The 25,670-nt window shown below is 49.7% G+C and carries 22 protein-coding genes; 6 read left to right on the forward strand and 16 right to left on the reverse strand.

Annotated features, from left to right (window positions below; translation table 11 throughout):
• Positions 1-34 precede the first annotated feature (34 nt).
• The 9 genes from ACFQPC_RS16260 to ACFQPC_RS16300 all read right to left on the reverse strand — a co-directional run bounded on the left by ACFQPC_RS16260 (position 35) and on the right by ACFQPC_RS16300 (position 13,046).
• Positions 35-2,068: an MBL fold metallo-hydrolase gene (locus ACFQPC_RS16260; protein ID WP_382272881.1), complete on the reverse strand. Its 2,034-nt coding sequence runs from the start codon at positions 2,066-2,068 to the stop codon at positions 35-37.
• Between the two features lie 27 nt (positions 2,069-2,095).
• Complete coding sequence (locus ACFQPC_RS16265; protein WP_382272882.1) at positions 2,096-5,170, reverse strand: type I restriction endonuclease subunit R; 3,075 nt, start codon at positions 5,168-5,170, stop codon at positions 2,096-2,098.
• Positions 5,171-5,174: 4 nt separating this feature from the next.
• Complete coding sequence (locus tag ACFQPC_RS16270; protein WP_382272883.1) at positions 5,175-6,275, reverse strand: DUF4268 domain-containing protein; 1,101 nt, start codon at positions 6,273-6,275, stop codon at positions 5,175-5,177.
• Positions 6,262-7,677, reverse strand: a complete 1,416-nt coding sequence (locus ACFQPC_RS16275) for a restriction endonuclease subunit S (RefSeq protein ID WP_382272884.1) — start codon at positions 7,675-7,677, stop codon at positions 6,262-6,264. The genes ACFQPC_RS16270 and ACFQPC_RS16275 overlap by 14 nt, the downstream gene beginning before the upstream one ends.
• Complete coding sequence (locus ACFQPC_RS16280; RefSeq protein ID WP_382272885.1) at positions 7,674-9,515, reverse strand: type I restriction-modification system subunit M; 1,842 nt, start codon at positions 9,513-9,515, stop codon at positions 7,674-7,676. Before ACFQPC_RS16280 ends, ACFQPC_RS16275 begins: the two co-directional genes overlap by 4 nt.
• 130 nt (positions 9,516-9,645) lie before the next feature.
• Entirely contained in the window at positions 9,646-9,819 is a 174-nt protein-coding gene (locus ACFQPC_RS16285; RefSeq protein ID WP_382272886.1) for a hypothetical protein, read from the reverse strand.
• Between the two features lie 166 nt (positions 9,820-9,985).
• On the reverse strand, positions 9,986-10,897 hold the full coding sequence (locus ACFQPC_RS16290) for a recombination directionality factor (RefSeq protein ID WP_382272887.1): 912 nt from the start codon (positions 10,895-10,897) through the stop codon (positions 9,986-9,988).
• 108 nt (positions 10,898-11,005) lie between these two features.
• Positions 11,006-12,013: a YqaJ viral recombinase family nuclease gene (locus ACFQPC_RS16295; RefSeq protein ID WP_382272888.1), complete on the reverse strand. Its 1,008-nt coding sequence runs from the start codon at positions 12,011-12,013 to the stop codon at positions 11,006-11,008.
• A gap of 73 nt (positions 12,014-12,086) precedes the next feature.
• On the reverse strand, positions 12,087-13,046 hold the full coding sequence (locus tag ACFQPC_RS16300; RefSeq protein ID WP_382272889.1) for a DUF932 domain-containing protein: 960 nt from the start codon (positions 13,044-13,046) through the stop codon (positions 12,087-12,089).
• A 556-nt stretch (positions 13,047-13,602) separates the two neighbouring features.
• On the opposite strand from ACFQPC_RS16300, the gene ACFQPC_RS16305 reads away from it, so the two are divergent.
• The gene (locus tag ACFQPC_RS16305) at positions 13,603-14,475 is read left to right on the forward strand and encodes a hypothetical protein (RefSeq protein ID WP_382272890.1); all 873 of its coding nucleotides are present in this window, start codon (positions 13,603-13,605) and stop codon (positions 14,473-14,475) included.
• Between the two features lie 423 nt (positions 14,476-14,898).
• Positions 14,899-15,192 (forward strand): hypothetical protein, encoded by a 294-nt coding sequence (locus ACFQPC_RS16310; protein ID WP_382272891.1) that lies wholly within the window; start codon positions 14,899-14,901, stop codon positions 15,190-15,192.
• Positions 15,193-15,426: 234 nt separating this feature from the next.
• Here the strand turns inward: ACFQPC_RS16310 and ACFQPC_RS16315 are convergent, their stop codons facing one another.
• Positions 15,427-16,410 (reverse strand): tyrosine-type recombinase/integrase, encoded by a 984-nt coding sequence (locus ACFQPC_RS16315; RefSeq protein WP_382272892.1) that lies wholly within the window; start codon positions 16,408-16,410, stop codon positions 15,427-15,429.
• Positions 16,411-16,553: 143 nt separating this feature from the next.
• The gene (gene moaC / locus ACFQPC_RS16320) at positions 16,554-17,060 is read right to left on the reverse strand and encodes a cyclic pyranopterin monophosphate synthase MoaC (protein ID WP_382272893.1); all 507 of its coding nucleotides are present in this window, start codon (positions 17,058-17,060) and stop codon (positions 16,554-16,556) included.
• Positions 17,061-17,104: 44 nt separating this feature from the next.
• Between moaC and ACFQPC_RS16325 the strand changes: the two genes are divergently transcribed.
• Positions 17,105-18,679 (forward strand): M48 family metalloprotease, encoded by a 1,575-nt coding sequence (locus tag ACFQPC_RS16325; protein ID WP_382272894.1) that lies wholly within the window; start codon positions 17,105-17,107, stop codon positions 18,677-18,679.
• A gap of 19 nt (positions 18,680-18,698) precedes the next feature.
• Here ACFQPC_RS16325 and ACFQPC_RS16330 read toward each other — a convergent pair whose 3' ends face one another.
• The 5 genes from ACFQPC_RS16330 to ACFQPC_RS16350 all read right to left on the reverse strand — a co-directional run bounded on the left by ACFQPC_RS16330 (position 18,699) and on the right by ACFQPC_RS16350 (position 21,959).
• On the reverse strand, positions 18,699-19,298 hold the full coding sequence (locus tag ACFQPC_RS16330; RefSeq protein ID WP_382272895.1) for a DUF2946 family protein: 600 nt from the start codon (positions 19,296-19,298) through the stop codon (positions 18,699-18,701).
• A gap of 9 nt (positions 19,299-19,307) precedes the next feature.
• Positions 19,308-20,264: a YheT family hydrolase gene (locus tag ACFQPC_RS16335; protein ID WP_382272896.1), complete on the reverse strand. Its 957-nt coding sequence runs from the start codon at positions 20,262-20,264 to the stop codon at positions 19,308-19,310.
• An 88-nt stretch (positions 20,265-20,352) separates the two neighbouring features.
• A complete protein-coding gene (locus ACFQPC_RS16340) occupies positions 20,353-20,781 on the reverse strand; it encodes a YybH family protein (RefSeq protein ID WP_012080699.1) in 429 nt (142 codons plus the stop codon).
• Between the two features lie 7 nt (positions 20,782-20,788).
• A complete protein-coding gene (locus ACFQPC_RS16345; protein ID WP_382272897.1) occupies positions 20,789-20,983 on the reverse strand; it encodes a zinc-finger domain-containing protein in 195 nt (64 codons plus the stop codon).
• Between the two features lie 55 nt (positions 20,984-21,038).
• Positions 21,039-21,959 carry a branched-chain amino acid transaminase gene (locus ACFQPC_RS16350; protein WP_012080697.1) on the reverse strand — a complete coding sequence of 307 codons (921 nt, stop codon included), beginning with the start codon at positions 21,957-21,959 and terminating at the stop codon, positions 21,039-21,041.
• A gap of 374 nt (positions 21,960-22,333) precedes the next feature.
• On the opposite strand from ACFQPC_RS16350, the gene ACFQPC_RS16355 reads away from it, so the two are divergent.
• The 3 genes from ACFQPC_RS16355 to ACFQPC_RS16365 all read left to right on the forward strand — a co-directional run bounded on the left by ACFQPC_RS16355 (position 22,334) and on the right by ACFQPC_RS16365 (position 25,669).
• The gene (locus ACFQPC_RS16355) at positions 22,334-23,527 is read left to right on the forward strand and encodes a phosphoglycerate kinase (protein ID WP_382272898.1); all 1,194 of its coding nucleotides are present in this window, start codon (positions 22,334-22,336) and stop codon (positions 23,525-23,527) included.
• 107 nt (positions 23,528-23,634) lie between these two features.
• The gene (fba, locus tag ACFQPC_RS16360; RefSeq protein ID WP_012080695.1) at positions 23,635-24,699 is read left to right on the forward strand and encodes a class II fructose-bisphosphate aldolase; all 1,065 of its coding nucleotides are present in this window, start codon (positions 23,635-23,637) and stop codon (positions 24,697-24,699) included.
• A 73-nt stretch (positions 24,700-24,772) separates the two neighbouring features.
• Positions 24,773-25,669, forward strand: a complete 897-nt coding sequence (locus tag ACFQPC_RS16365; protein WP_382272899.1) for a phosphoribosylaminoimidazolesuccinocarboxamide synthase — start codon at positions 24,773-24,775, stop codon at positions 25,667-25,669.
• The last annotated feature ends 1 nt before the right edge of the window (position 25,670 follow it).

Consider the following 25,670-nt stretch of genomic DNA (forward strand, 5'->3'; position numbering starts at 1 on the left):
CCTTCGAAGGATGTAATACGCCAATCATTGTCGATTACCGAGCGGTACTTGAGAATTGTTCCATCACGTGCAGTAGTTTTTCCAGCAGGTCATTAGTTTTTTTCTGTTCTTGCAGCAAATCATTCAACATTTTTGAAGACATCGCTTCTTCAGGCGGCTCGGGTTCGATCCATGCATGCGCATCAAGGTCGTACCATTTGTCTGAACATGCCAGTTGTACCTCTTTAATTAGCCTCTGCCCATCTAGTCGGACGTGCCCTTCAATTGCTTGTTGTAACCCTAATCTGGCTTCTCTATGGCCATGATTAATGAACACAGTCGTAGATTTCTCTGTCTCATCTGGGCCTGCCGCTTTGTTGTTCGTGAAGATAAATTCTAAAAGGCCCGCTTGGTCCGTATGTCCGGAGTAATAACTTCCGAAATTGATGATTGTTGCTTTAACGTCTTTTAAAGGGATGCTAAATTGCTCATTCCTCAGCTCAGTAAACGACGGCGGCGTTCCAGTCTCTAAGCATTGCCCCAGCTCCGCTAATTGTCCACCGAGTGTGCCTGGATCCATGTAGCCTGTTATCAGTATTATGGATTTTTCGCTGCTTAAAAAATGGCGAAGGTGCTCTACGATACGTCCACCGGCGCACATGCCGCTGCCCGAGATCGTTATGTCACCTGATTGCGGAGCAACTTTCTTGGCCGCTACGCTGACTGGTTTCTTGGTGTCCCTAGGCTTGCTGGGTGGCGCTTTGTAATAAATTAACTTGTGATTGCCGACCGAGATGTTTTCAGTAACAGCATTTTCTAATCCGATGCTTTGCGGGAAAATTGTTTTCAGTATGTCGTCAACTTCATCTTCAGAAGTAGCTTCCAATCTTTCGGCCATTTTTCTATTGCGATACAGCGTTTCATCTGGATTTTTTTTCTGACGCCTATTAAGTTCGGCAGAAAAAATTCCCGTCATTTTCAATGTTAAAGGCGAGTCGACTAAAAGTTTCAACTTCAACGGGTTTGTGTATCCCATTAAAAGTCGACGGAAGTCATCAAAAGAAACTTTGGCATCAGTGGGGAAAGTGAACCGAAGAGAATCCTCTTCGACGTTGTTCGGCGAGCATTCAATCGCAGCACTTTTCCATATTTTTTGTTCTTCTTCTGATGCGAGGTTTAAGGCTTGTTCAATGCGTGCATTTACATGCTCAGGCCACCAACCTTGAGTAATGCACTCTTCAATAACACGTAATGGAAGAATCTGTTTTTCTGATGGCAAGCCAATGCTATTGCTTGATCTAAAAATACAAATCAAATCAAATAAAATTTCCTGGGTTCGCTGAAGTGAAAATGCTGGGATTAATATTTTTTTGCGATTTAGAGCGGCTTCCTTTACTAAAGAAGACAGTGCTGATAACCGATGATCATAGTTAGAGTAATCCGTGTCTCTATTTCGATTGCCATAGGTTGATTCGACAACCATATAGTCCGGCGTTCCAAATGGTTCTTGCCTGCCTGCCAGCAGCGGCTGGTAAGGATTTTCTTTAGTATTGTTGCCCAAATCGCCGCTCATAACGATGCTGCCCCTCGACTCATCATCACGTCGCCATGATAGTTTTATCGATACCGCACCAAGGATGTGCGCTGAACGAGTAAAGGCTGCAAACAGATCGTCATCGATGGGAATGAATCGTGACAAGCCAAAATCAGCACGTTGATCGACGCAGTTAAACTTGATCTTTTTGACGTCACTTTCAGAGTAAAGTCCCCCAGCAAAATTGAGCCCGTCCATCAAGGATAGCTTTGCAAACTCTGCTGTGGCGGTTGTGCAGAAGACGGAGCCTATAAATCCATCTCTGTATAGTTTTGGAATCAACCCGCAATGATCGATGTGCGCATGCGTCAGAAGTACAAATTTAATATCCGCTGGATTGAATGGAAACGGGCTTTCATTTTTTAAAGAGGCATGGGCCTCGCCCTGGTAAAGGCCACAATCAACTAAAAATTGAACATTTTTTCTCTCGAATGAAAAGTGAGTACAAGAGCCTGTAACGTGATTATCCGCAGCGCCAATGAATCTTATTTTCATATTCTTTAATTATTCTTTTTTGATTTTTTACTTCTGTACGCCAGATTCACCATCACGCTTTTTCGCAAAGCCCGCATATACCAACTCGAGCAAAATCTCCGACAGTCCATCCTGAACTCGAGGGCTGTTCAGTACCTGTTTCGCCATCTCTTGATATTTATCGAGACCATCTGCAACAGAATCGATCATGACATTTTTATAGTCAGGGCTGGCACCAAACTGCTCCTTAGTATTCGCAGCAGCTTGCTCTGCCAACATTTCGCTTTCCATCATGAGTCCCCCGACATGATTCGCTAACGCCAGTAAATCGTTGTCGGTCAGGTCACCTTCAAAGAGGTCATTCATCTTCTGGATAATCTCAGCCAGCATGGCGGATTCAGGGTCGTGCGCTTTTCCGGAGCCAAGATCAGTGATGGGTTTCAGCTTGTAGTCTTCCAGATCCTGTCCAAGCTTGATCGCATGCTTACCAGTATCACTTAGCTTGTAGTGCGTCAGTTTGACTGCCGATAGGTCAACTTGCTCATGACTGCGCTCATCTTTCAACCAAGGCAACAAGTGTTTGAAAAAGATTGAACGCTTTTCTAGATCGGTATCGCCGAAATCTACAATTTGCGACAGAAAGTCGTAAGCCCGGATAAAACCGCCGACATCCTTGCGAAAGATTTGCATCGCATCGACCGCTTCCTTATCCTCGGCTTCTATCGCCTCCCTGAACTGCACACGATATCGATCTACCGCAGGCGTCACCCACGCTTGCATATCGCCTTGACGGCCCTTGAAATAGGCTGCAACAAGCCCTTCCACTTCCTCGGGAGTGTAGATGCGTGCGCCATCGAGTTTACTTTGCAGGTCATGGATCAGGTTGGCGTCAGACACACCGGCCAGTTCAGCAGTCTCGAAATATGGCTGAAACGCTGCCCTGATTTCTTCTGGGTCGTTGACGAAATCGATGACGAACGTCTGGTCTTTACCAGGCATCGTTCGGTTAAGTCTGGATAGCGTCTGCACTGCAGCGACACCGGCCAGTTTTTTATCGACATACATCGATACCAATTTGGGTTGATCGAAGCCAGTCTGATACTTGTTCGCCACCAGCAGAATCTGGAACTCGTCGGTATCAAATGCTTCCCGCAGATCCCGACCTTTTAGGCCGACGTTCATATTCTGTTCAGTAAATTCGTCAGGGCCACTTTCACTGTCCGAAACTTCGCCTGAAAATGCTACCAGCGTTGCTAGATCTTTATATCCCTGGGTCTTGATGTACTTGTCGATGGCTAACTTGTAGCGGACTGCTTCCTTGCGAGAGCTCGTGACTACCATTGCTTTGGCCTGTGCCTTCAATCGCCACGCAACGTTAGTGCGAAAATGCTCGACGACGATTTGGACTTTTTGCGAGATGTTGTACGGATGGAGCCTTACCCAACGCATCAGCGACTTCATGGCATCGCTTTGATCTACGGTATCGTTGTCGTAATCTTTGCCGTTATGCGCCAGCTTAAACGCCAGTTTGTATGGGGTGTAATTCAGCAGCACATCGAGAATGAAGCCTTCTTCGATTGCCTGACGCATCGAGTACACATGGAATGCTTGTGGCAGATTGCTGTCCGAAGCAGGCAACGTCGGATCTGGCAAGCGCCCGAACAGTTCAAGCGTCTTGCTCTTCGGTGTGGCCGTAAAGGCAAAGTAACTGAGTGAATTTGGCTGTGGCCGTGCTGCCATTTCCGCAATCAGCAAATCTTCATTGCTAATCTCTTCGCCTTCTTCGATCTGTTCAGCAGTCAATACTTTCTTCAGATTCTTGGCAGCGGCCCCGGTCTGTGACGAATGCGCTTCGTCAGCGATGATGGCGTAGGTGCGATTCTTGAGCGAGGTTTCCTTCTGGATCGCTTCCAGGACGAACGGAAATGTTTGAATCGTGACGATAATGATCGGTACGTTATCCTTTAATGCCTGTGCCAGTTGAGCCGATTTCACGCCCTCATTGGTGACACGACAGACCACGCCTTGCTTATGCTCGAACTGATAAATCGCATCCTGCAATTGCTGATCCAGAATGGTTCGGTCCGTAATCACAATCACCGATGAAAATATCTTGCTGTCGGTATCGTCATGCAGATTTGATAGTTGATGTGCGAGCCAGGCAATCGAATTGGTTTTGCCAGACCCAGCGGAGTGCTGGATCAGATACTTCTGGCCGGCCTTTTCTACTTTGACGGTGGCCAGCAGTTGGTTAACCACTTCCCACTGGTGGTAGCGAGGGAAGATCAATTTTTCCTTGATCTCTTTTTTCCCCTCAGCAGTTTTCTTCTCTTCCTTGGACAGATGCACAAATCGACCGACAATGTTCAACCAGGCGTCACGGTCCAGTGCTCGTTCCCACCAATAGGCGGTGCGATAACCGGAGGGGTTGGCCGGATTGCCTGCGCCACCGTTATTGCCGAGGTTGAATGGCAGGAAAAAGGTATCCTTTCCTTTCAGTTCAGTTGCCATCCACACTTCATCGGTCGATACCGCAAAGTGGACCAAGGCACGACGCTTGAATGCCAGCAACGGCTCTTCACGCTTACTGGAAGGGTCTTTGGGATTGCGGTCGTAACGATATTGATTCTTGGCGTCGTCTATCGTTTGCGTGAAATCGGTTTTGAGTTCAGCAGTTGCGACGGGAATACCGTTGATGAAAAAAACGAGATCGATGGAATTTTCGTTCGACAGGCTGTAACGAACTTGACGCACCACCCGGCAGCGCACCTTGTTGTAACGATCCAGAATTTCAGGATTGATGGCTTGGGCGGGTCGGAACTGGCACATATCAAACTTGGCCGACAAATCCTTAAAACCTTGACGTAGCACCGCCAGCGAACCTTCCTTATCCAACACCTGCGCCAAGCGGGACAGCAATGTCTTTTCTGATGCGCCATTGTGAGTTGCTTTCAGCTTGTCCCATGCCTTAGGCTGCGTGTCTTGTATCCAGCCGATCACATCTTCAGGGTACAGCGCCAGCTCACGGTCATACTTTGCCGGATCGCCTACTAGCCAGCCGTGCGATGTCAGGTGAGCGACGATGTCAGATTCGAAGTGGATTTCTTTGTGTGGTGAGTTCATTAGCTCATACCGGGATAGAAGAGAAGAAAGGGCGAAATGCTTTGTCGAGATTGATCATGGCATTCACAAGCGTCTCGTGAATTAAGGGCCATTCCTCTTTGGGCGACTTCCAGCCACCAGGTACCAAGTGGCGAATACGACAGCCACGACTATCAGGAAGATCCTGCCAATCCAGCTCGCCACCAAAATTAGCGTTGATCGCCGTAGCATTCTGCTCGAAATGACGATAAACCATTAAGTTCTTATCTTCGTCACCGAAGTCAATATACAACTCAACTTGGGAATCGGTGCCACGTGTTGCATAGATCAAACCTAGCCCTGCTATACCTGTGCTCCCACCTATCCAGCCATACCTTCCAGCACTCCGTCCCGCATGCAGATCAGTTTTTGTTTTGGCAAAATTGAGTAAGTCAGCCCAAAATTGGTAACGAATGTCATAACGCTCAGCTCGATGTTCACGCCCTGCATGCTCTTTTGCTCGTATTTGAGTCTGGAAATCTGATACTTCCGGAAGAGGGATGATCTGTTGTACGTCAAGTAGCAATCGTTTATCAGGGAGCCGATATGGCTTAAGACGGATGCAGCGGATATCGATGTCATGTTGATTCAGCCACATGACAGACATCGTTACCTCTTTAGAGAAATTTGCAGCAGCCAGAATGATGCGAATATCATTGGCAAATGCATCTTCATTTGCTTCGTCCCACCTTAGAAACGAAAATATGGCTGCTTCTGCTTGCTCATATGTATGGCCAGACGGTGCTATATAGGAGGCATGTGCATCGATCAGCTGTTTGAAGGTTAGCGTGGACAACATGGCTGCGTAGCGAATTGCTTGCAACTCCATATGCCCGCCATCGTCAGTACGCTTTATTTCAACGACGACAATGTTGGCCTCTCTGTCTATGCAAAGCAAATCTATGCGGCGCTTACTATCAAGCCATTCACCATACTCTTCAGAAATCACCATCAAATCATTTGAGAGAACACCAATATTCTGTTTTAAATGTCGTTGAAGATCTTTTCGCTCGTAAATTCCTTCTACATCAAAGCTGGTCTCAGTAAGCGGAGTCAAATCATCTTGGGTGATTTCATATATTGGCATGTTGTACCTTATTAAATTTTTGTGTACTTCTCTTATCAACGGCTTTGCAGGCAATATTTCTTACGTCTATCTTGCCTGTCACTGCGGCAGAGATTAAAGCGGTGCGGTGTTCTTTTTGTAGAGCGATGGCCTGCTGTGCTTTGGCGATCAGGATGTCGATTTTTGCCGTGACTTTATCGAGGTAGGCGACGATTTCTTGTTGTTCGGTCAGTGGTGGCCACGAAATTGCGAAATTGCGAACAAAGTCATCAGGCACTCGCTTCTGACCGCCTGCACCATACATATATCCTTCTCCAATTTTTCTAAATAACTTCGATTCGAATAGCCACTTCAGAAATAGTCCATTAGTTTGGGAATTTGGGCGAACGACAATTAACTCTGTGGTGCCGAAGCCAATCCCGTTTGTTAATCCATCCATAAAACCGCCTTTACCATTTTCATAGCAGGGGGTAATTTTTGCGATCGTGATATCGCCGTTACGGAAATAAGTGTATCCATACTCAACGTCTGAAATAGCTTTGGTAATATCCAGGCGAAGCTTTCCGTCATCGCCAATCGCTTCCATTGGTAGAAATGACACTTCATAATTTCTTGCCAGATGAGAAATTTCCGACTTTGATGGATTGAGTGAAGCGCAGAAGCGAATACGCCGATGAATCCAATGCTCCGGCACATCACCCAACCACTCCACGCCACTAGGCTTCATTGGAACAGTCGGATCTAGTCCCTTCGTCACCGCATGAGAAATCACCGCTTGCCGCTTTTCTTTCAACAGGTCGATTAGCTTCTCTTGTTTGGCGATGAGCGTGTCGATCTTGGCGGTTTCAAGGTCGAGGAAGGTGGCGATGGTGGATTGTTCTTCAACTGGCGGAATTGATAATTTCAACTCGCCAATCATAGTGCTGTTTAGATTCGCAAGGCCTGTGGTTGAATTTGAGAGCAAGTCAAATTGACTACGAGATATGTCGTTGTTCATAACGTACCAAACAAACTTTGGAACCGAAGATCGCCGCAATCGGATTCGTTGCATAAAATTTGAATAGCAACACCCCAGCTTTGCTACGTCAGCACTAACGAGAGTTGTTTTTCCGATGTGCAGTGAGCTTCCACTAGATTTCGTTACAACTAGATCTCCCTCCGCAAGTAGCGACCCTGCAAGTTCAGTATTTGATAGCTTACGCATCGCTGGATCATTGATATTCCATTGACCATCTGCAGTTTGCTCAGTTGAGCGTAGTACGACTGTTAAGGTGCCTGTTTCAGCATCTGGCTCATCCCCCCAAGCCCCACCGTCATTCCGTTCAATTTCTCGCTTGAAAGGAACAATTTCCCAAGCGTGAGGCACATCACCCAGCCACTCCACGCCAGACGCCTTGTACTTCGGATAAGGCTTAAACTTCACGCCGTCACCTCTTGCAGTAACGCTAAAATTTCATCGGTCACAGTTTTCAACTCACCATCAATCGTCTCGAGCGACCGTGGTGGTGTGTACTGATAAAAGAAGCGATTAAACGGAATTTCATAACCAATCTTGGTCTTAGCATGATCGATCCATGCGTCTGGTACGTGTGGCAGTACTTCACGTTTAAAGTACGCTTCGATATCGTCTTTTAGCGGTACGTTTTCAGTATCCCGCAGCTTGGCGTCTGACTTAGGCTGCCCCTTCTTGTCGGTCTCGATTTCGCCCTGTTCATTTTTTAGCGGACGCTCAATGGTAATGGTGCTGTAGCCGAAGTCGGTATTGTCGAAGATACGTGAAACCATGAAAGTCTCGACCTTGCCGCCTTCTGGAGCTGTCGGAAGTTTATGGGTTGCGGAGGCTATTTCATCGCTAATGACGTTGCCCTGCGCATCGATCACTTTTACATGGCGTAATTCTTCAAAGCGTCCATGTAAGTCCACGATACGTTCAATGTTGTCCTGGCCCAGTTCCTTCCGCTTATTGCCGAGGGATTTGCGCATCTTGCGGTAATACTCTGCTCCGTTGATCAGTTGCACTTTACCCTTGCGAGCATCCGATTTTTTGTTGGTCAGCATCCAGATGTAGGTAGCGATGCCGGTGTTGTAAAACATATCGGTAGGCAGGGCCACAATCGCTTCCAGCCAATCGTTTTCTATCACCCAGCGCCGGATTTCAGACTCCCCAGATCCAGCTCCGCCCGTGAACAGTGGTGAACCATTCAACACAATCCCGATGCGGGAACCACCTTCGTCCTTGGCCTTGTTGTAGGGCCGCATCTTCGATAGTAAGTGCATCAAGAACAGCAAGCTACCATCGGAGACTCGAGGCAAGCCCGGACCAAAGCGACCGGCGTGGCCTTTTTGTTCGTGTTCTTTGCGTATGTCTTTCTCGACTTTTTTCCACTCAACGCCAAACGGGGGATTCGATAGCATGTAGTCAAAGTCTTTACCGGCATGGCCATCATCCGAGAGCGTGTTGCCCATGATGATATTGCTGACTTCTTGGCCTTTGATGAGCATGTCTGCCTTACAGATCGCATACGACTCATCGTTGAGCTCTTGACCGTACATGACCATGCGAGCCTTGGGATTCAGGCTGTGCAAATGCTCCCCTGCGATGGATAACATGCCGCCAGTCCCCGCTGTTGGATCGTATATAGAGCGCACAATGCCAGGCTTGGTCAGTGCTTCGTCATCGGTTGTAAACAGCAAGTCCACCATAAGCCGGATTACTTCCCTTGGCGTGTAGTGTTCACCAGCCGTTTCATTGGACAGTTCAGCGAAGCGGCGGATCAGATCCTCAAACACCAGCCCCATATCAGCGTTGGTGACTTTGTCGGGGTGTAGATCAATCGCTGCAAACTTCTGAACGACCAAAAACAGTAGATTGTTGTCGTCGAGCTTTTCGATCTGCTTGAAAAAATCGTAGCGCTCAAAAATGTCACGAGCATTGTCCGAGAACGCATTGACGTAAGCGATCAGGTTGGCTTTGATGTGAGAGGGGTCGCCTTGCAGCTTGGCGAAGTCGAATGGTGAGGTGTTGTAGAAAGACTGCGCAGCTTTCTTGGTCAGGAAGGTCTTGAGGTCGATGCCTTGATCTTTTCTGGCTTCGACTTCTTTGAGTACGGCAGGCTTGGTCGCTTCCAGCACACAATCCATGCGTCGCAGCAGGGTGAAGGGCAAAATCACTTTTCCGTAATCGGATTGCTTGTAGTCTCCACGGAGTAGGTCAGCAACTGACCAGGTAAAAGATGCAATCTCGGTGAAGTTCGACGCCATGGTGTTCCCTTAATTTTAGATATCGGTAGATTCTAAACGCTACACAGTGTCCTAGTGGCAATAATTGAATAATTTGTTGCGATTGGTGTGGGTATGGGAGCGGTGATTCGGTCTGGCAGCCCACAAAAAATCAAAAGTTGGTGGGTTCAAATATCGTTGCATTGCCTGTAGTTTCTGGCGATTTGATGTGGCTCTGATTCCCTATATATAGATAGAAAAAAGTAACAAGCAAGACCACTGGCTCCGCCGACATCGCCAGCGTTGCGTTCGCCATCACATTTTTGAGTGGTGCGCCCACTGCCATCAGACCTCCTGCGGACTAAAAAAGCCCCAGATACATCAGGGCTAAAGTGGTTATCAGCCACCCAAAAGATACGCAAAGATTCTCTGCCCAAGCCGCATCCACAACAAAGCGAGAACGATCAACACGATAGGAACGATACAAAATGTGAGTATCAGGCTGTGAAGGATCATTGCTTACTCTCCGTGTTGTTACTGGCTTTTTTATCGAGTTTGTCCTTCAGGCTTGGTTGAGCGTTACTGGCTGTGGGTTGTTGGCTGGTATCGCTAACATCCGAGTTGGTAGGAAAGAACTCCGCAACCACTTCTGCAATTTCATCTTCACTATCTTCGAATGCGCCATTGGCAAAGCCGTGTGCAGCAGCGGTATCTAGTGCGGCTTGGTCATATCCGACTGACTTGCGCCGTTCATCATTTTGCTTGGCTTCGGCAATAGTGGCTTCCAAGGTGCTACCTTCACGCACCGCCAGATCGACGTAATAAATTGCAGAGCGGTGGCTTTGCGTGGTGCTCTTGCCTCGCAAACGTAATTCCAGGGCCATACAGGCGAGCAAATTCCCTGACACCGCCTGGTAGTAATTGAGGCGAGCGGCAAGCGATCTGATGCTGTTATAGCCGGTGGTTCTGAATATAAAACTTCCCAGCTCATCTTCATCATCGATTTGTACGTTCAGTCGGCCATACGGCTTGCATAAGCCGCCCTTGGCAAGCTCGCAGCTATCAGGGGAAGGGCAAGGTAGTGTCTGTACTCCTGAGGCTGTGTAGCGCTTGCAAACATCTCCATTACCTACGCAGAGTGGCCTGCCGCTTTGACGATCAAACATGCTGTATTCAGCTCTGAGGTTTAAGTCGGGATCGTTGAACAAGACACGGACGGGAATCGATCGTATTTTGTTATTGCTGGAAGCCTTGCGTAAGGTTTCATCGAGAGGATGTAAAACCCAACCGTCCTTGTTTTGGACTTGGCTGGTGATCGTGAATTGGTCATCTTTTTCCGGCAATCGCTTGCCGTTCTTTTCTACGACCTTGCCGATGGTGATACGTCCGAGTACAGGCGGTGTGATGGATAAACCTTTTAACATTTTTAACTCCTTTAAATAGCAAAGCCCGCCCCTATAATCCGCAGGGACGAGCAACGCAAACAGCCCCAGCGGAATGGGGCAACTGACTTCGGTTGAACTACGATGGATTTACGTGCTGATGAGGAAGCGACGTGAGCCAGATTTGGCGAATGGATAGCGTTGCTGAAGGCCGGGCTGGTCCTGAAGCAGCTTTGCCATATCAATGCCGAGGCCATCTTTGCTGCGTTTCCAACTGACTTGACCCGTTTCGAACACTGCTTTGCTGGCATCTCCCATGCGTTGCTGAATGCGCTGTTTCAGCTCTGCCTCCAGCTTTTCTCGTGTAGCGATCTCGTCTCTAACAGTAACCAAGTCAGCGAAAGCTGCAGACATGTCTCTATCATTGGTGAGGTCTAGGGTATTGCCGGAGTCCTGTGGATAAAGGTATTGCAGAGATGAACCAGCAGAATCAGAGCCGTCTGCTGGTGGTGGCGTATCGCTTTCAACGTAGTGCCAAAACTGCCTTTCCAGCTCGATAAGCCGGGCAATAAGGGCGTTGTCACGTTCTATGCGATATATGCGTATCTCTTGCCCACAGACCAGCACACAAACGTCTGCAGCAGCTTTGCCTGTCACCGCAAGTTGATGTTGTACCTGAAGCTGCACGTACTCAGGCACGCCATCACGCCACAAACGTGAGCCAAATTCGCCAGCGGTTTTACACTCAAGGATTTGCACATCACTGGCACCGACAATTTCACGGTCGATATTCGCCAGCATCCACGCTTTGTCAGCGTCGGGATGTTGAAGCACTGCGTTGATTTTTCGGACACGATTGCCAGAACGTTTTGTGTAATGCGCTGCCACAATCGGTTCTAGTAATGTTCCCCAATACATCGGGCTGCTTTCATCGTTGGGATCGACCTTCGGCATGCCACTGTCACGGCCCGTTTTTATCATCCACAGCTCCAGCTGAGACTGGTATGGATTCAGACCAACTGCTGCCGCTGCGTCGCTACTGCCGATGCCGTTTTTTCTGACTGTGAGCCAATCCTCTCGTGACAGATCATTGGTCTTCACTAATCTCAAGGCGGGGCGATTCGCTTTACCTTTTACTGCCCTTTCTGCAATGCTCATGCTGTGCTCCTTAAATGGAAAAGCCCGGTGAGTGGTTAGCTCAGTCGGGCTTGTTTACGGACGGTGGGAAATGTCAGGCGATCATCAACAACGCTTGATCAAGTGCTTTTTGCTTCAAGGTGGCGCCAGCACCGAACCATGCGGATTCAAGTCGATGGTCTGTACTTCTGGCACGTTTTTCATGGTCAACGTACTCAGTGACGGCATTGAGCAAGCCGAATGCAGTTCCCTTGGATGAAGCCAGATCAGCCCCTTTGCCATTGCCTTCATAAAGCGCCAGTACTTTTTTCATTGCCCGTTCGTTGCTGAGGCCGGACGCTGTCATGCTTGGATCAGTGAATACACGAAGAAAGTAATTAAGTGATTCGTGCGATTTCACTTTGCGCTCGGATAGCGTTTTCATGCGATGCATGAACCCATCCCATGATGAAACTGAGATGCCGAGTTGATTTTTTACCACTTGCGGATCAAAGGTAGTGTTGTGCGGCACCTTCACTGCGTTAGATCCATTGGCAAGTGCTACTGCTAAGGTGTTGTTGCACACCACACGAATGGATGTGAACTGAGCCGTGGTCGCTAACGTTCCATCGCAACCAGTAGCGAGTAGTACATACCCGTTGACCGTGTCATTTCCTTTCAGTGTTGAAGATTGATTGGTTCGAGCCAAAGCCCAAACTTTTCTGCCGCCTTTGAGTACGCCAGCAGTTTCCAGTTCGAAGCCACTGATCTCGGTCAAATCCCGATAGAACTCCAAGATTTCTCGTGGTTGGACAACTTGGTATCGATTTGAGACGACGGAAAGAGGAACCTTGGTGTCGGAACGAAAGAGCACTTTCTGTTCTGGGAACGGCATGATTGAATCAAGATTGCCAGCGCTTTCAGACATGAATCGGACAGGGGTTTCTTTGATTTCAAACGAGAGGCCAGATTGCTCTGCCCACACGTCAATTGGTTGCTTGGCAGATAAACGATTGCCGAGTCCATGCCAGGGTGTTGTATTGGCGTAGGCCATAGTTTCGACGAGATGTGCCATTTTTATTGCCTTTCAATTGTGAATGCACGTGACGGTGCCGCTGCAAGATTTAGCAGGGATAAGATCAGTGCGTTGGGTGTTTTAAGTGGTGATCCTGAAGAAGGACGTGCTGGAACTGCGATGGCTACTAGAAGCAGTGAAGATTGTTATGCAAAGTCAGGATCGTAGTTGAAGTCACTGCCATGATTATTTTCACGCTGGTGCATGTAGTGCATCAGACGATCCTTCAAATAACTAGCGACTGCGCACATACCTTCGATCAGAAGGACGAGTAAGAAGCTTATTAGCGATGGGTTCATTGGATTTCCTTGGCAAGAGTTGAACACGTGGTTTTACTTCACAGTTCTTATACCAAGCTGATGGAGCGATATTGAATATGCTTAGTGAGACATGCTACGGCTCGCTGATGAAGGCATTTTTCTGTGACAATCTTGAAAAATATGTCCTAGGTATGCTGCCCCGAGATGGAATACTAGAACTGCGCTTGATAATTGTTCTGCCTGTTACTAATCATGTGCACACTTCGATGCCACATCAATTCACAACGGAAATTCTAATGCAAACAATTCTCAAAGTACTACGCAAACCATGGATTCTGCACCCTGGGTACTGGATTCCTTCGCTGTTAATGCCCCAATTTATTGGTTTTTTCAGCATCGATTTTTCTCGAGTAGCGCCGTATGGTGCCATCGACGTCCTACTTCTGGCTCGTGTACTTGCTGTAACAATCTTCCTTGCGCTTTTTATCCAGACACCCTTACTACTGATCAGCTGCGTCTACATCTCTCGCATCAAGGCACGATTAAGTTCTTCTCGCTTCTGGATAGTGTTTGTAATTCTTGTGTTAATTCCGCTGGTGATCGACATCCCAAAAGGTGAGCGTGATCGTTTGCTCAGCATCGAATTTTTTTTTGCATCGTTGCTCTTTCTTGCATTGTGCGGATTTTCTTGTTGGCTATTTGACCCAGTGAATATAAAAAATACTACAAGTCCAACCAATTCTGCGCCAGATTTAAGTAATGCATTTTCTGCTTTGAAAGCTACCTATAAAACAAAATGGATTATTTTAATTTCTTTTGTAGCAGTCATAGCAGTTCTTGTTTTTGTAAAACTACTGACATCAGTAGAGACCGATGAACAAAGAATTGTTGCGTCAAATACTTTTGCCAATGGAAATACTTTAACTTTGTACTATGCAAAAGAAGATGCTGATGGGCTAAGGGGTTGTGATCCTGCAATTTTGGAAACACGATCAATCGTATATAACGGCTGCTGGGTATTTGCTTGGGGTCGTGCGGACGATGGTGGAGATACTGTAATAACAGTAAATTACAGGTATGGGAACACTAAAACTAGTGATAATTATAGCCCTAGTATTTTTAATGTCTCGACAAAGTATAGGGACGAGTGGATTAAATATACTCGTTAAAAAAGTGGATTTAAAATGTAGAAAAGAACTTGAATCGAACTAATTTTATACTGTTGGTCTCAAGAACAGAGAAAAATATTTCACAAATTAACCTGCCTTATCAGCAGTTTTTTTTTATTTTATTACCTGTATTTTTCGACGCATTCCTAATCCCGAACTAAAATAAATTTATCAGGCAAATAACAAGAGATTGCCAAGAAAAACTATAAAAAATAAAGGTAACGAAGTGATTATTTCAAATCTTAATTCCATAAGACACGCCGTTGATCGTTTGGGCGGACCGACTAAATCTGCACATGCAATGGCGGTATCCAATACAACAATTCACGACTGGATCAAGCGCAACCGCATTTCTAATATCGACAAGGCCAAGCTCATGTCACAGCTCAGTGGGATAGAGCTCCAATATCTGAGGAGTACCTGGTGATAAACGAAAAAATACTCAGGCAGAAGGCGCAATCATCAATTCATATTGCGATAAAAGATTTGGTAGGTGAAACGTATGTTGAACAATCGAAGGAGCCTATTCTCTATGGCGAATATCCGAAAATCAATCGACTACAATTGGTTCAAGGGGTAAGAGCATTGCTCCTAGAATGTCATATCGAACACGGCTCGTCATGCGACGTTGACCTGTACACGCTGTTATCAGCTTATCTGTGGGACGAAGAAGCAAGAACCGAAATGAATGCAATAGTGAAGCGCCATGGGGCTTGAAAATTTTGTAGTGATCATGGTTGTGGTCCAGCTATCCATACTGATATTCGTCGATGATTTTCGTAACTGATGATTCGCTTGCTGGGTAGGTTCCGGGTAGGACTAGTTTTTTTAAACTATATAAGAAAACGTACTATTCCTATAAGACTAAAAAATACTGGCGTTACAGTGATAACTCAACCCACAATTTCCAAGTCTTTTGTGGGCTGAGATTCTTATTAATCTTCGGACTTTTTATCCTAGCTTTTGCGCAAGGGCTTCTGCCTTTGGATGATAGTAACGCTTTAGCATCTGAATCGTTTGATGCCCAGTGACTGCAGCTAACTCAATCACATTCGGTAATTTTTCCGCCAAGCGACTGGTGGCTGTATGCCGCAGATCGTGAAAGTGCAGGTTTGTGATGCCAGCCCGCTTACAGGCATCAACGAAACAGTTGTTCGCCGTCATGTAAGAGATAAGAAACACTGCACCATGTCTCTCATTACGAATCGTTTCGAGGATTGTTACTGCCTTCCTGGACAACGGGACGATGCGATTCGTACCATTTTTAGTCATGGGAAGTAGGGCAGTCTGGGCCTTTAGATTGACGTTCTCCCAGCGCAAAGCCAACAGTTCACCTCGTCGCATAGCTGTCTCCAGCGCAAGCGTAACCAATGGAATCATCCACGGACTACGTCTGTGTACAGGTTTGAGTTCGTCTAGTAATCTCAGTTCCTCGTCTGCCGTTAGCAGTCGGTTTCGACCTTGGGGAGCGGATGGTTTCCGAACCAAAGCGCAGGGATTAGCTATTGGCAGCGCCCACTCCTTTCGAGCATGCGTAATGATGCCGGAAAGAATACTTAGCTCTCGAATGATTGTGCCAGCGGATACAGTCTTAAGTCGTTCGTCCCGGTAACTCGCAATAACTGCCGGCGTTAGCTTTGCCATGCTGTATTGGACCATCTTGTGACGTTGCATGAACCGGATTCCCTCGGCTTCTCGTTTTGCCCCACGCTTGGTTGGTGTGACTTCCTCCATATAGCGCTGTAGCACAGCGTGCAAGGTCTGATCGTTGGCAATAGATTGATTTTGATAGGCGCCTGAATCCATGGAGGATTCGATTTCACGCGCCCATTTCAATGCTTCGAGTTTGGTATCGAATGTTTGAACCTCAGGTGGAAATCCCTTGGATGTAATGCGAGCTTGCCATTTGTTTTTTCGTTGTCTAATCGATGCCATACGTTTCTCACTTGGACAAACGTTGGACAAGATCCGATTTTAGCTAAAATTTTGATGTGGTTTCCGCAATGCTGCGCATAGAGGTATAAGCGAATTGAAGTTTTGGAATTTGAAAATTAAGTAATTAAAATCAAATACTTATCTTACTTCGCTACCCAATCCCCCGACTTCCCTCCATGCTTTTCCTCCACCCGGACGTCTGTCATCACCATCCCCCTATCCACCGCCTTGCACATATCGTAAATCGTCAACAAGCCGATCTGCACCGCAGTCAATGCTTCCATTTCCACCCCGGTCTTACCAAAGGTTTCAACTTGTGCGGTACAGCTGACGCTGGATTGCTTTTCATCCACAGCAAAATCAACCGTGACACGCGTCAATGCGAGTGGATGACATAAAGGGATCAAATCACTGGTGCGTTTGGCACCCATGATGGCGGCGATGCGGGCGATGCCCAGGACATCGCCTTTTTTTGCCGTGCCGGAGGTGATGATGGCGAGGGTTTCCGCTTTCATGCGGATGACACCGCTGGCAATCGCGATGCGATGGGTTTCATTTTTGCTGCCGACATCCACCATATGCGCCTGACCAGTGGCGTCAAAATGGGTCAGGCCGTCGTTGGCGGTGGGCTTATCTTTTTGTGTAGTCATGATGGCAAAGTGGCTGGTGTCGCGCCGGAGGTGGAACGATTGCAATGAGCGGGTATCATAGCATCGTGAAACTGAAATTCATTATTCCTTCCGCTATTTCATTGCCGCGGCTGCGTTCGCTGACAATGGCCGGTGTCCTGGCCTTGTTGACGCTGCCGGGTATGGTCGCACCTACGCTGGTGCACGCACAATCGTTGCCCAGCCTGGGCGATACCGAACGCGAGGCTTTGTCGCCCTTGATGGAACGCAAGCTGGGTGAGCAAATCATGCGTGACATCAAGCGCAACCGTGATTACCTGAGTGATGCGCCGCTGCAAGAATATTTGAATAACCTGGGCACCAGCCTGTTGACGGTGCGGCCGGAAGCACGTGGCGAGGCACAGTACGATTTCTTTTTCTTTGCCGTGCGCGATCCGATGCTGAATGCGTTTGCCTTGCCTGGTGGTTTCATTGGGGTGCATTCGGCGCTGGTGCTGGCGGCGCAGAATGAGTCCGAGCTGGCGTCGGTGATGGCGCATGAGATAGGCCACGTCGCGCAACGCCATATCGCGCGCATGCTGGGCAAGCAAAAGCAGGATAGCTTGATTCCACTGGCGGCGATGGTATTGGGTGCGCTGGCGATCAGTTCCAGCCCGGATGCCGGGATGGCAATGATTATGGGCGGGCAGGGGCTGGCGCTACAGCGTCAGCTCAATTTCAGCCGCGATGCCGAGCGCGAAGCAGATCGGGTCGGCCTGGATATCATGCGTGAAGCGGGCTTTGAAACGAGCGGCATGATCAATTTCTTTGGCCGCCTGCAAACGGCCAGTCGCAACTATAGTGACAATGCGCCGCCATACTTGCGTTCACATCCGATGACAACTGAAAGGATCGCCGATATTGAGGCGCGGACTCGTGACCTGCGTTATCGGCAGCATGTGGATAGCCTGGATTTTCCTTTGATACAGGCACGTGTGAGGGTGTTGCAGGATCCGAGTCACCAGGGTTTGCTGGATGCCACCACCAGCTTTGAGCGCCAGTTGCAGCTTAAAACACGTACGGCGACAGTCGCCGGGAAATATGGCCTGGCACTGGTTGCTTTGCGGCAGGGTAATCCGGCGAAAGCACAAAGCCTGTTGAATGAAGCGCGTGCCGCCTTGAACAATGGTTCGCCGAGCTCCAAGAGCGCGGTGCTATCCAGCTTCGCGATAGAAATCAAACTGGCTGCGCACCAGCCGCGGGAAGCAGTGCAGGAAGCCGAGGCGGCGCGCAATCAATTCCCTATTTCGCGTGGTATCGCGCATCAGTATGCCGATGCCCTGTACGCCGCCGGGCGCTACGAAGATGCGGCTGCTTACCTGCGTGACCAGGCACAGTTGTATCGCCAGGAATCTGCCTTGTATGAGCGCCTGGCCAAAGTGTATGCCGCATTGAAAATGCAGGCGCAGCAGCATCTGGCTCTGGCTGAATCATATGCCTTGAACGGCAGCCTGTCGGCCGCACTGGACCAGTTGGCTATCGCGCGCAAGGCACCGGATGCCTCTTTCTATGACCAGTCGATCATCGATGCACGTGAGCGCGAGATTAAGGCGCAGCGCCTGGAAGATATTCGTCAGGAAAAAGAAGGCTATACGGGCTAAGCTGTCCGCCTTATCGGGACTAGGTTTCTGCGCGGGGTGTGCAGATAAAACCGAAGCGACTGCTGAGTGCTTCGTCTTCTATGTATTGCAGCGCTATCCGATGGCTATCGATTTGCAGGCTTAATGCGGCGCTATTGCCGCGCTGTGCCAGCCATGCCAGCAACTGTTCATCCGCAATACTCCTGCCATCTGACTGTATGTGTGCCAGGCACTGCGCCATATCCCTGTCGTCGAGCAAGGCCAGTTTGTCGTCGCCGGACAGAAACAATCTGCCGCCGGCGCTCATATAAGCTGCTGCAATGTTGGTGTAGTGCTGGCCGGTATGCAGGATGAAGCCGTGTACGGGGTCGGTGTGTGCGATGTAAGGTGCAACTTCCAGGTCGACATAAACGCGTTGCGGACCGTTCTGGAAGTAGTAGCGACCTTGTGCATCATGCGTGTAGTTGCGTTGTATGAAGCCGATTAAAGCGGGGTGGACAATTTTGTCGCCGGCCAATTGCTTTTCTTGTGCAGCCTCGTTCCGCATGCGCCAGCTGCCGCGCGCATCGAGTGCGAGCCAGCCATAGCAGTGCGGGACATTCGGCCATTTTGCCAATGCTTGTGCAACGATTGCATCCATTCCACCTCCTCAGGCGGTCACGCCTTCCAGGAATCTGACCATGCGTTGCGGCAGCCAGTTCAATTGCCCCGGAATGCTGCCGACGGCAAAACCGACATGGCCACCATGTGCCGGATATTCCAATGTCACCTTATCTGATGCCTTGTTCGGCAAATACCGTGCGGGCAGGAAGGGATCATTTTGTGCATTCAATACCAGCGTCGGTACCGTGATGTCTGTCAGCACATGTTTGGCACTGGCGCGATGCCAATAATCTTCGGTGCTTTGGTAACCGTGCAATGGTGCAGTCACAATATTGTCGAAGGTGTAGAGATCGCGCGATTGCAGCATCGCCTCCCGATTAAAAAGCCCGGGAAACTGTGCCAGCTTGGCGACGCATTTCGGCTTCAAGGTTTCGAGGAAGATGCGGGTGTAAAGCATATTGAAGCCACGCGATAGCGCAGAGCCGCCACCAGCCAGGTCGAGTGGTGCAGAAATCGCGCAGGCGGCATCGACGATTTCAGCCTGGTGTTGCGATTCTCCGAGCCAGCGCAACAAGGCATTGCCACCGAGGGAAACGCCGGTCGCATAAAATTTCCCGGCCCCGCGTGCACGTGCATACGGCACCAGGCGTTTTAGTATCCAGTCGATTTCCGGTGCGTCGCCGGAGTGATAAAAACGTGGTGCGCGATTCAGTTCGCCCGAGCAGCCGCGGAAGTGGACTACCGCGCCCGACCAGCCGAGGCTTGCAATATGCGCCATCAGGGAGCGTGCGTAATGACTGTCGGATGAACCTTCCAGCCCATGGAATAACACGATGAAAGGCAAGCCTTTGCGGCCGTCAACAAAATCGAGGTCGATGAAATCGCCGTCCGGCGTATCCCAGCGTTCGCGGCGATAACGGACGGCTGGTTTGCTGATGAATTTTGCCGGATAGATGGTTTGCAAATGGCCGCCGGGCAGCCAGCATGGAGCAGGGTAGTTCATTGCTAGCTTAGTCCTGGGAGTTCTTATGCATGTTGGTGCGGCAGGTGCAATGGCAGTCTGGTTAACTGCAGCGTGCTTATCTATGTGCTTAGTGCAGCACGTTGCTCGGCACCAGTTCGGGACGTGGTTTGCCGGGGGCGATAGATGCGTGATGCAACACGATGCGCCAACCCAAAGGCGTTTTTATATACACATTGGTGGCAATGATATGGATATCGCGCTGCGTATCCGTCGTGTTGACCGTCTCGATCAGATTGTGCACGGCATTCATCGTATTTTGTGATGCGTGCAGTTGCGTCGGACGAATATGTACTCCGCCGCGTGTGAATATTTCCTCCCATGAGGCACGGATCGCGGCATAGCCGATCAGGCGCGTGCCATCAGGGTGGATGCAGACGATTTCTTCATCGTCCGCCCACAAAGCCATTAATGCATCCAGATCGGCACGGCCAATCGCATCGTACAGTGCGACTTCGATGTCGTCTGCAGTACCGAACTGTTTGCGGGCTTTGGGCATGGTGGTCTTAGTGGTGGTGTACGACTGCGCCTGGTTTCAGGCGATACAGGGTGCCGCAGTACGGGCATTTTGCTTCGCCGCCGTGCGACAACTCGAGGAACACGCGTGGGTGCGAGCTCCAGGCCGGCATGGCCGGGTTAGGGCAGTATGCCGGCAAGTCCTTGCCGTCCAACTCGATTGCTGCTGTGCTTGCTTCTGTCATTTCATTCTCCGAATTACTGGTTGTAGTCTTAATGCTTGATCCTGGGTGCTGCCAATTAAACGATGGTCAGCCAGTGGCTGTATTGTGGTGCCTTGCCGGCGACCACATCAAAGAACAGCGATTGCAATTTGGTCGTGATCGGACCGCGTTTGCCGTCGCCGATCTGGCGATTGTCGAGTTCACGTATCGGCGTGATTTCTGCCGCGGTGCCGGTGAAGAAGGCTTCGTCGCAGCAATACATTTCGTCACGGGTAATACGTTTTTCAATGACTTCGATGCCGAGGTCGCGTGCCATCGTCAGTACCGCGTCGCGGGTAATGCCGTCGAGGCAGGATGCCAAGTCCGGAGTGTAGACCTTGCCGTTCTTGACGATGAAGACATTTTCGCCGGAACCTTCTGATACGTAGCCGTCGGTATCCAGCAGCAATGCTTCGTCGTAGCCGTCGGTCAGGGCTTCCTGGTTCGCCAGGATGGAATTGATGTAGTAACCGCAAGCCTTGGCGCGTACCAGTGAAACGTTCACATGGTGGCGGCTGAAGGACGAGGTCTTGACCCGTATGCCCTTGTTCAGGCCGTCTTCGCCCAGGTAAGCGCCCCATGGCCAGGCCGCGATGGCGATATGGATGGTGTTGCCTTTGGCGGAAATGCCGAGTTTTTCTTCGCCGATCCAGACCAATGGGCGCAGATAGCAGGTTTCCAGCTTGTTTTCGCGGACCACCTGCAATTGCGCTTCCATCACTGTTTCCAGGTCGAATGGAATTTTCAGTTGGAAAATCTTGGCTGAATTAAACAGCCTTTCAGTGTGCTCGCGCAGGCGGAAAATCGCCGTGCCCTTGTCGGTTTTGTAAGCGCGTACACCTTCAAACACACCCATGCCGTAGTGCAGTGTATGGGTCAATACATGAACGGTTGCATCGCGCCAGTCGATTAATTTGCCGTCTTTCCAAATTTTGCCGTCGCGATCAGACATCGACATTTCGGGATCTCCAGTAATTGTGCAAGACCTCGATTTTAACGGATTCGGCTATCCAGGAAGAATCATCCGGGGCATTCTTGTGCGAAATATTACGATTTTGCGTGAGGATAGCTGCTGCTTGAAGCGGGCGGATGCGACTGAAAATATTTTTTGTTATAAAAATTGAATCAATTTGGGGCAGGTGCTTCTAACCGGGGGATTTGCTGCATCGCGGTAATTTCCTTAATATGCGGCCTCTGATTTCCGTCCGGATCCCTCTTTTTGCCCTTTTTCAAGCTGAAACTAGGCATAAAACCAAGGTTTTTGCGGCATCTGGTGCGGTAAAATAGCGGTCTTTCTGATTTTTCATCTTTAACCCTCCAATTTACGAACACATGCAATTTAAAAGATTGAGCGACCTGATCGCGCGTGGTGAACTGCAGGGCAAGCGCGTTTTTATCCGTGCCGATCTCAACGTACCGCAAGACAGTACCGGCAATATTACCGAGGACACGCGTATCCGCGCCTCGGTGCCCGCGATACAGCAGGCCTTGCAGGCAGGTGCTGCGGTAATGGTAACTTCGCATCTGGGACGTCCGGTCGAAGGCGAGTTCAAGCCTGCCGATACCCTGGCACCGATTGCGCAACGTTTGTCCGAGTTGCTGGGACAGCCGGTCGCTTTGAAGCAAAACTGGGTAGATGGTGTTGATGTTGCGCCGGGCCAGGTAGTCTTGCTGGAAAACTGCCGCGTCAATAAAGGCGAGAAAAAGAACGACGATGCACTCGCGCACAAAATTGCTGCGCTGTGCGATGTCTATGTCAATGACGCCTTCGGTACTGCACATCGTGCCGAAGCGACGACCCATGGCATCGCCAAGTACGCACCAGTTGCCTGCGCCGGCCCTTTACTGGCGGCAGAGCTGGACGCATTGGGCAAAGCCCTGGGTGAGCCGGCCAGCCCGCTGGTGGCGATCGTCGCCGGTTCCAAGGTTTCCACCAAACTGACTATCCTGAAAACCCTGGCGGACAAGGTCGATAAGCTGATCGTTGGTGGTGGCATTGCGAATACCTTCATGCTGGCTGCCGGTTTGAAAATCGGCAAGTCGCTGGCAGAAGCGGATCTGGTTGGTGATGCCAAAGCCATCATAGATATGATGGCCAAGCGTGGCGCGTCGGTACCTATCCCGGTCGATGTCGTCTGTGCCAAAGAGTTTGCGCCTGCCGCAGTAGCAACCATCAAGGATGTGGCTGATGTGGCGGATGACGACATGATCCTCGACATCGGTCCTAAAACAGCAGACTTGCTGGCCAAACAAATTGCGCAAGCCGGCACCATCGTCTGGAACGGTCCGGTTGGCGTATTCGAATTCGACCAGTTCGCGAATGGCACCAAAACCCTGGCTTACGCGATTGCAGAATCCAAGGGTTTTTCGGTGGCAGGCGGTGGCGATACCCTGGCGGCGATTGCCAAGTACGATATTGGCGACAAGATCGACTATATCTCGACCGGTGGCGGCGCTTTCCTCGAATTCCTCGAAGGCAAAACCTTGCCGGCGGTGTCTATCCTGGAAGAACGCGCGCAAGGCTGAATGAAAAGCACAATGCGATAAACGGAAGCGCACAAATGATCGCGTGTCTTCCGGTGATTGTTGTACCGAACTACTGTTGAACCTTTTACTGAATTTGGAGAATTACCATGCCTCTCGTATCCATGCGTCAATTACTCGACCACGCAGCCGAAAACGGCTACGGTCTGCCTGCGTTCAACGTCAATAACCTTGAACAGGTCACGGCGATTATGGAAGCGGCGAACGAAGTCGGCGCACCGGTAATCATGCAAGCTTCCGCGGGTGCACGCAAATATGCGGGCGAACCTTTCCTGCGTCATTTGATTGAAGCGGCAGTGGAAGCCTATCCGCACATCCCGGTCGTCATGCATCAGGATCACGGCCAGTCGCCGGCAGTCTGCATGGCAGCGATCCGTTCCGGTTTCACTTCGGTGATGATGGACGGTTCCCTGAATGAAGACGGCAAATCGGTGGCCAGCTATGAATACAACGTCGAAGTATCGCGCAAGGTGGTCGAGTTCTCGCACGCGATCGGCGTTACGGTAGAGGCTGAACTGGGTGTGCTCGGTTCGCTCGAAACCATGATGGGCGACAAGGAAGACGGTCACGGTGCCGACGGCAAAATGACACGCGAACAATTGTTGACCGACGTGGAACAGGCGGCAGACTTCGTCAAGAAAACCCAATGTGATGCACTCGCTATCGCGATCGGTACTTCGCATGGCGCATACAAATTCACCAAGAAGCCAACCGGCGATATCCTGGCAATTGAACGTATCCGCGAAATCCATACCCGCATTCCAAATACCCACTTGGTGATGCACGGTTCTTCGTCAGTACCGCAAGAATTGCTGGCGGAAATCCGCGAGTTCGGCGGCGATATGAAAGAAACCTATGGCGTGCCGGTAGAAGAAATCCAGGAAGGCATCAAGAACGGCGTTCGCAAAATCAATATCGATACCGATATCCGCCTAGCGATGACCGGTGCGATCCGTCGTTACTTCATCGAAAATCCATCCAAGTTCGATCCGCGCGATTACCTGAAGCCGGCACGTGAAGCGGCCAAGCAAGTATGTAAGGCACGCTTCCTGGCATTCGGTTGCGAAGGACAGGCTGCCAAGATCAAACCTCTGCCTTTGGACAAAATCGCAGAGAAATACAAAAAAGGCGAGCTGGCGCAAATCATTCAGTAAGTGCCTGCAGTATTTATTCAGTAGAACCCATCGGCGATTCCTGGAATCGCCGTTTCAGATTTATGGAAACGTCATGACTAGTCTGTATCAATCCACCATTACATCACTGCCTTTACTCGGTCGCGGCAAAGTGCGCGAAAACTACGCGGTTGGCGACGACAAAATTCTGATCGTTACCAGTGATCGTTTGTCCGCATTCGACGTGGTGATGAATGAACCGATTCCAACCAAAGGTCAGGTGTTGAACCAGATGTCGGATTTCTGGTTCGAGAAGCTGAAAGATATCGTGCCTAACCATTTGACAGGTATCGCCCCTGAATCAGTGGTGGCACCAGACGAAGTGGCGCAAGTGAAGAATCGTGCGGTGGTAGCCAAGCGTCTCGAGCCTATCCTGGTCGAAGCCGTAGTACGTGGTTACCTGATCGGTTCCGGCTGGAACGATTACAAAGCGAGCGGCGCAGTCTGCGGCGTGGCTTTGCCGGCAGGTCTGAAGCAGGCGGAAAAACTGCCTGAGCCGATTTTCACACCGGCTGCGAAAGCAGAGATGGGTGAGCATGATGAAAACATCACCTTCGCCGATATGGAACAGCGCATCGGCAAGGAACTGGCCAACAAGATCCGTGACGTCAGCATCAAATTGTATAAAACTGCGGCAGACTATGCAGCGACACGCGGCATCATCATTGCCGACACCAAGTTTGAATTCGGTCTGGATAAAGACGGTACCCTGCACCTGATGGATGAAGTGCTGACGGCCGATTCCTCGCGTTTCTGGCCTGCTGATTCGTATGCTACCGGCATCTCGCCACCATCCTTCGACAAGCAGTTCGTGCGTGATTACCTGGAAACCCTGACCGAATGGAAAAAGACCGCACCGGCACCTGCATTGCCGGCTGACGTCATCGAAAAAACCGGTGCCAAGTATCGCGAAGCACTGACCCGTTTGACTGGTGAAGAACTGAAAGGCTGAT

It is taken from the genome of Herminiimonas glaciei (assembly GCF_042664955.1).
Classification (GTDB): domain Bacteria; phylum Pseudomonadota; class Gammaproteobacteria; order Burkholderiales; family Burkholderiaceae_D; genus Oxalicibacterium; species Oxalicibacterium glaciei.